A 5,666-nucleotide genomic window follows, 5' to 3' on the forward strand; every position below is an offset into this window, starting at 1 on the left:
AACCTCATCGACCTCACCTGGGATCACGTCGCGCTGTACCGGGCGGAGTCTCCGGCCAAGGCGCAACTCTTTCAACCAACGCTCGTGATTCCCGCCGATTGGAAATACGCAACTGCGCTGGATACCGCGACGAGCGACCGCGGTCGCATCGCGTTCAAGCCCGTGCCGTGCGACACGCTGGTCGAGTCACCGGTGATTGCCGGAAAATATTTCCGCTCGATCGAGATCACACCGAAAAATTCGAAGGTACCGCGCTGGCTCGACATGGTCGGCGATTCCGCAGCGGCCATCGCAATTTCCGACAAGCAGCTCGCCGGCTTTCGCAATCTGATTGCGCAGGCGCAGGCGCTGTTCCGTTCGCATCACTACGCCAGCTATCACCTGCTGCTGACGCTGAGCGATCACACTTCGGTCGGTGGTCTCGAGCATCTGCAGTCGAGCGACGACCGCGCGCGCAGCGGCGCGAAGATGTTTACCGACGCCGACCACTTCATGCTCGACGGCTCGCTGCTGCCGCATGAATACGCGCATTCGTGGAACGGTAAGTTCATGCGCCCTGCCGGCCTCGCGACATCGGACTTCGAACAGCCCATGCGTCCCGAGCTGCTGTGGGTCTACGAGGGACTCACGGTTTACCTCGGCGACGTCCTCACAGTGCGCAGCGGCCTGTGGTCGGCCGACACCTGGCGCGGCGCCGTGGCCTACCGCGCCGAGGAAATGGCGCATCGCACCGGCCGCGCCTGGCGGCCGCTGATCGATACCACCGTCGCCGTCGACTACTCCGCGCCGAACGCGTGGGCCAACTGGCGTCGGCAGAACGACTTCTATCGCGAAGGTCAGCTGCTGTGGTTGACAGTCGACATGAAAATCCGCGAACTGAGCCACGACAAGCATTCGATCGACGATTTCGCGCAAATCTTCTTCGGCGTCGACGACGGCAGTGCCGTCACCCACGCCTATACCTTCGACGATGTCGTCGCCGCGTTGAACAAGGTGCAACCCTGGGACTGGACGAACTTCCTGCACGGCTGGGTGAACGGCACGGACGAACGGCAAGCGCCGCTGCTGTCCGGCATCGAAGCCAGCGGCTGGAAGTTGGCTTACACCGACAAGCCGTCCGGCTACCAGAACGCGCTCGAAAACGTCGGCAATGGCGAGCTCGAAGGCAAGGGCATCAATGCCATATCCACGATCGGCGTGTTCCTGCACGACGACGGCAAGGTCGTCGACGTGCTTTGGGACGGCCCGGCGTTCAAGGCCGGCCTTGCGCCCGGCATGAAGCTCGTTTCCATTGGCGAGCGCCCCTTCAGTGCTGCAGTGCTGCGCGAGGAAATCATCCGTGCACAACGGGACAAGAAACCGTTGCAACTGCGTATGGAACATGACGGTGTCAGCGAGCTGCACGCGGTCGAATACGACGGCGGGCTCAAATATCCCACCCTGGTCCGCGTCCCGGGCAAGACCGATTACCTGCAGAAGATCCTTGCGCCGAAACCGGTTGGCAAAGGCTCGTGACGCGGCAAACAATGGCGCAGCCGAGAAGGAGGCGAACATCGATGCACAGGAAGCCCATTGAGGCGAAACGCGGCTCGCGCCTGCATGCCGCGATGTTGACCGCGCTGTTGGCGATGGGGTTGTCGGCAGCCGCTTCCGTTGCTGCGGACGGCAGCGATCCGGGCGCGGTCGTCGATCTCGTGACCGCGGGGCAATTCCAGGCGGCGGAAGCGCGCATCGATGCCGGACTGAAGCAGCCGGATCTGCCTGCGGAAACGCGCCGTGCATTCGAGTTCCAGCGTGAGCGCATGGCGCGCATGCGCTACGACTTCAGCCTCGACTCCGATCAGGTCGAATCGAAGTTGCGCGAGAAGATTTCCGACCTCACCGATGCCGATTTCGCGCGCTGGGATGCGCAAGGCTTGTTCGAGTTCATGGTCATCGACGGCGAGCGCAAGTATTTCAAACGTTCACCATCCAATCTGTTTCACTTGAGCGCAGAAGCACGTGCGCGCGGCAAAGGACTCGCTGCAACTGCCGACAGTGGCTTGCCGAAAGAGGTCAACGATCACTACCTCGACTTCGATCAGCAGACGATCCGGCAGGCGCTGGCAACGGGACGCTCCAGCGTGCTGCCGCAGCGTGTGCGGGTGACGCAAAAGCTGACCGTGGATGCCGATGCCGTGCCCGCCGGCAAAATACTGCGCGCATGGATTCCCTATCCTCGTGCGATCAAGGGCCAGCAGGAGAATATACGCTTCGTATCCAGCGAACCTTCCAGGCACCGCATTGCACCCGAATCGGCCTTGCAACGCACGACCTACCTCGAACACAAGGCGCAGGCCGGCAAGCCGACCGTGTTTTCGGCCACCTACGAAGTGACGCTGCAGTCGCAGTACCACGCGATCGATGCGGACAAGGTGGTGCCTGCGAAGATCACGCCCGAACTCGCGCCATTCGTGGCCGAACGCACGCCGCACATAGTGTTCACCGAATCGTTGCGCCTGTTCTCCCGGCAAATCGTCGGTGACGAAACCAACCCCTACCGCATCGCGCAGAAAATCTTCGCCGCGGTCGACGAGATTCCCTGGGCCGGTGCGCGCGAGTACTCGACGATCGCCAACCTCAGCGACTACACCCTGCATGCGGGTCATGGCGACTGCGGCGAGCAGACCCTGCTGCTGATCGCGCTGATGCGCCTCAACGGCATCCCCGCGCGCTGGCAGTCCGGTTGGACCTTCACCAATGGCGACTACGAGAACATCCACGACTGGGGCGAGATCTATCTCGCTCCGTACGGCTGGATTCCGGTCGACGTCACCTATGGCCGCCTCGATTCCGCCTACCCGGCGCTGAAATGGTTCTACCTCGGCGGCCTCGACAATTTCCGCATCGCCTTCAACGACGATTTCTCGCAGGAGTTCGTTCCGCCCAAGCGTTTCTTCCGCTCCGACACCGTCGATTCGCAACGCGGCGAAATCGAATCGGACGAAGGCAACCTGTACTACGACAAATGGAACTACGAATTCAGCTGGAAAATCCTGCCGTCGAAACAGAATTGATCGTTCTTCCACTTCCGCGGGTTCGCATGTTCGCCAAGTGCCATCGCATCGCCTACATCTCTTCGTTGCTTCTCGCGGCCGCCCTGTGCTTCACCGGTTGTGCCACGCAGACCACACCGCGGGATCTGCCTTGGCGGAATTCGCGCCAACTCGTGCTCGTGGTCATTGCGGACTGGAATGCCGACCATGGCCGCCTGCGCACCTATGCGCGCGATGGCGGACACTGGCGTGCCGTGAATGCGTCGCAACCGGTCACGATCGGCCACGCGGGCGCCGCCTGGGGCCTGGGCTTGAACGCAACGCACAGTGACGGCCCGATCAAACACGAAGGCGACGGCCGCAGCGCAGCCGGAGTGTTCCGCATCGGCGACGCATTCGGCTACGGTGATCACGCCGATACGGGGCTTGCGTATCGCGCGATGCAGGCATCCGACTACTGTGTCGATGTCGATGGCTCGCCGCAATACAACCGCATCGTCGATGCGAATGCGGTCGATGCGAAAGGTTCGACCGAACCGATGCGCCGCGACCTGCACATGAACGGCGACCGGCGCTACCGCCTCGGCTTCGTCATCGAGCACAATGCGGCCGGCCAGCGCGGCGCGGGCAGCTGCATCTTCGCCCATCTGTGGCAGTCGCCGACCGACACCACGACGGGCTGCACGGCGATGAGCGATGCGACGATGCAGTCCATGCTCGCTTGGCTCAAGCGCGACGATGCGCCCATCTTCGTGCTGCTGCCGGAGCTCGAATACGCGCGCCTGCAGGCACAATGGGATCTGCCACCAGCGGAGATGCAACCTTGAACGCAACGACGCGCGTGCTGATCGGACTGGTGCTCGGCGCGCTCGCCGGACTCGCCCTCGATGCATACGACTCCGCCGTGGCGGTGAAGGTCGCGGACTGGATCCAGCCCTTGGGCCGCCTGTGGCTCAACGCCTTGCAGATGACCGTGGTGCCGCTGGTGTTCGCGCTCGTCGTCGTCGGCGTCAATGCGGCGAGCGATGCGGCCGCGTCGGGGCGCATCGCGCGGCGCGCGCTCATCGTGTTCGTGGTGCTGTTGACGATCGGCGTCACGGTGGCGGCGGTGGCCGCGCCGATGTTGTACGGCCTGTTCACGCGCCACCCTTCCTTGGCCGCGGCCTTGGGCGGCGCAGTGTCCGCGGGTACGCCGTCCGCAACACAGGTCGGCTGGGCCGACTGGCTCAATGGCATCGTGCCGAGCAACGCACTGATGGCCGCGGCGCAGAGCGCGATGCTGCCGCTGGTCGTGTTCGCCCTGTTCTTCGGCTTTGCCGTGTCGCGCATCGAAGCGGCGCGGCGCGAACTGCTGGTGACGTTTTTCCAGGCGATTGCCGACGCGATGATCGTCACCGTGCGCTGGGTGCTGGAGGCGGCGCCGTTCGGCGTGTTCGCGCTGATCCTCGCGGTGTGCGCACGCGCGGGCATGCACATGATCGGCGCGCTCGGCGTCTACGTGCTCGTCGAAAGCACGCTGTACGTGATGGCAACGCTGCTGATGCTGCTGGTCGCCTGGCTGTGGGGCGGCGAAAGCCTGCGCCGCTACGTGCCGGCGCTCGTACCGGCGCAGATCGTCGCCGCGAGCACGCAGTCCTCGCTGGCAGCGCTGCCGGCGATGCTGGAAAGCGCGCAACGTCTGGGCTATCCGCAACGAATCGCGGCGCTGGTGTTGCCGATGGCGGTCAGCCTGTGCCGGCTGACGAGCCCGGTGCAATACATCGCCTCGTCGTGTTTCATCGCCTGGGCGCTCGGCATCGATCTCGGTCCCGCACAACTCGTCGCGGGTGCGGCGCTCGCGGTAGTGATCAGCCTCGGTGCGGTCAGCCTGCCGGGACAGGTGAGTTTCCTCGCGACCAACATGCCGGTGGCGCAGGCGATGGGTGTACCGGTCGGGCCGCTCGCGCTGATGCTCGCCGTGGATGCACTTCCCGATGCCATCGGCACGGCTGGCAACGTTACTGCCGACATCACCGCGGTCTGCGTGGTGACGCGCCAGTCCACATCGGACACGGCTTGAAAGCGATCGCCAGCAAAATCCGGCGCTATTCCCGCAGCAGCTTCTCCGCGTGATCGAGATCTTCGGCAGTATCGACCCCCGGGGGAAATGGTTCAGGCGCGATGCGTACGGCAATGCGATAGCCGTGCTCGAGCGCGCGCAATTGCTCCAGCGATTCGGCGCGTTCGAGCGGCGTCGGCGCAAGCCGCGCGAAGGTGCGCAGGAAACCCGCGCGATACGCGTAGATGCCGATATGGCGCAGCAACGGCATGTGCGGCGGCAATGCATCGCGCGACTTCGCGAATGCATCGCGCGGCCACGGCACCGCGGCGCGACTGAAGTACAGTGCGTGACCGTCGCCTGCGCAAACGACCTTGACGCAATTCGGATTGAGGAATTCCTCGACATTGGCGACCGGTGTTGCCAGCGTCGCCATCGGTGCGCCGCTCCCGGCAAGCGCCGCAGCGACTTCACGGATGCCGCTTGCCGGCGCGAGCGGCTCGTCACCCTGCAGGTTGACCACGATCGCCTCGTCGGCCCAGCCGAGATGTTCCGCGCACTCGGCAAGGCGATCGCTGCCCGACGCGTGATCG

General features: G+C 64.3%; 5 protein-coding genes. 4 read left to right on the forward strand and 1 reads right to left on the reverse strand.

Going from position 1 to position 5,666, the window contains the following annotated elements; genetic code table 11:
* The 4 genes from VF497_RS06920 to VF497_RS06935 all read left to right on the forward strand — a co-directional run.
* The coding region (locus tag VF497_RS06920) for a M61 family peptidase (protein WP_330887035.1) at positions 1-1,515 on the forward strand (1,515 nt) is incomplete at its 5' end.
* A gap of 41 nt (positions 1,516-1,556) precedes the next feature.
* The gene (locus VF497_RS06925) at positions 1,557-3,056 is read left to right on the forward strand and encodes a transglutaminase domain-containing protein (protein WP_330887037.1); all 1,500 of its coding nucleotides are present in this window, start codon (positions 1,557-1,559) and stop codon (positions 3,054-3,056) included.
* 26 nt (positions 3,057-3,082) lie between these two features.
* A complete protein-coding gene (locus VF497_RS06930) occupies positions 3,083-3,862 on the forward strand; it encodes a hypothetical protein (protein ID WP_330887039.1) in 780 nt (259 codons plus the stop codon).
* On the forward strand, positions 3,859-5,094 hold the full coding sequence (locus VF497_RS06935) for a dicarboxylate/amino acid:cation symporter (protein ID WP_330887041.1): 1,236 nt from the start codon (positions 3,859-3,861) through the stop codon (positions 5,092-5,094). The genes VF497_RS06930 and VF497_RS06935 overlap by 4 nt, the downstream gene beginning before the upstream one ends.
* A gap of 25 nt (positions 5,095-5,119) precedes the next feature.
* On the opposite strand, the gene kdsB is transcribed toward VF497_RS06935, so the two are convergent.
* Positions 5,120-5,666: 3-deoxy-manno-octulosonate cytidylyltransferase (gene kdsB / locus VF497_RS06940; RefSeq protein WP_330887043.1), on the reverse strand; the 547-nt coding region annotated here is incomplete at its 5' end.

Source organism: Rudaea sp. (assembly GCF_036383415.1).
Taxonomy (GTDB): Bacteria; Pseudomonadota; Gammaproteobacteria; order Xanthomonadales; family Rhodanobacteraceae; genus Rudaea.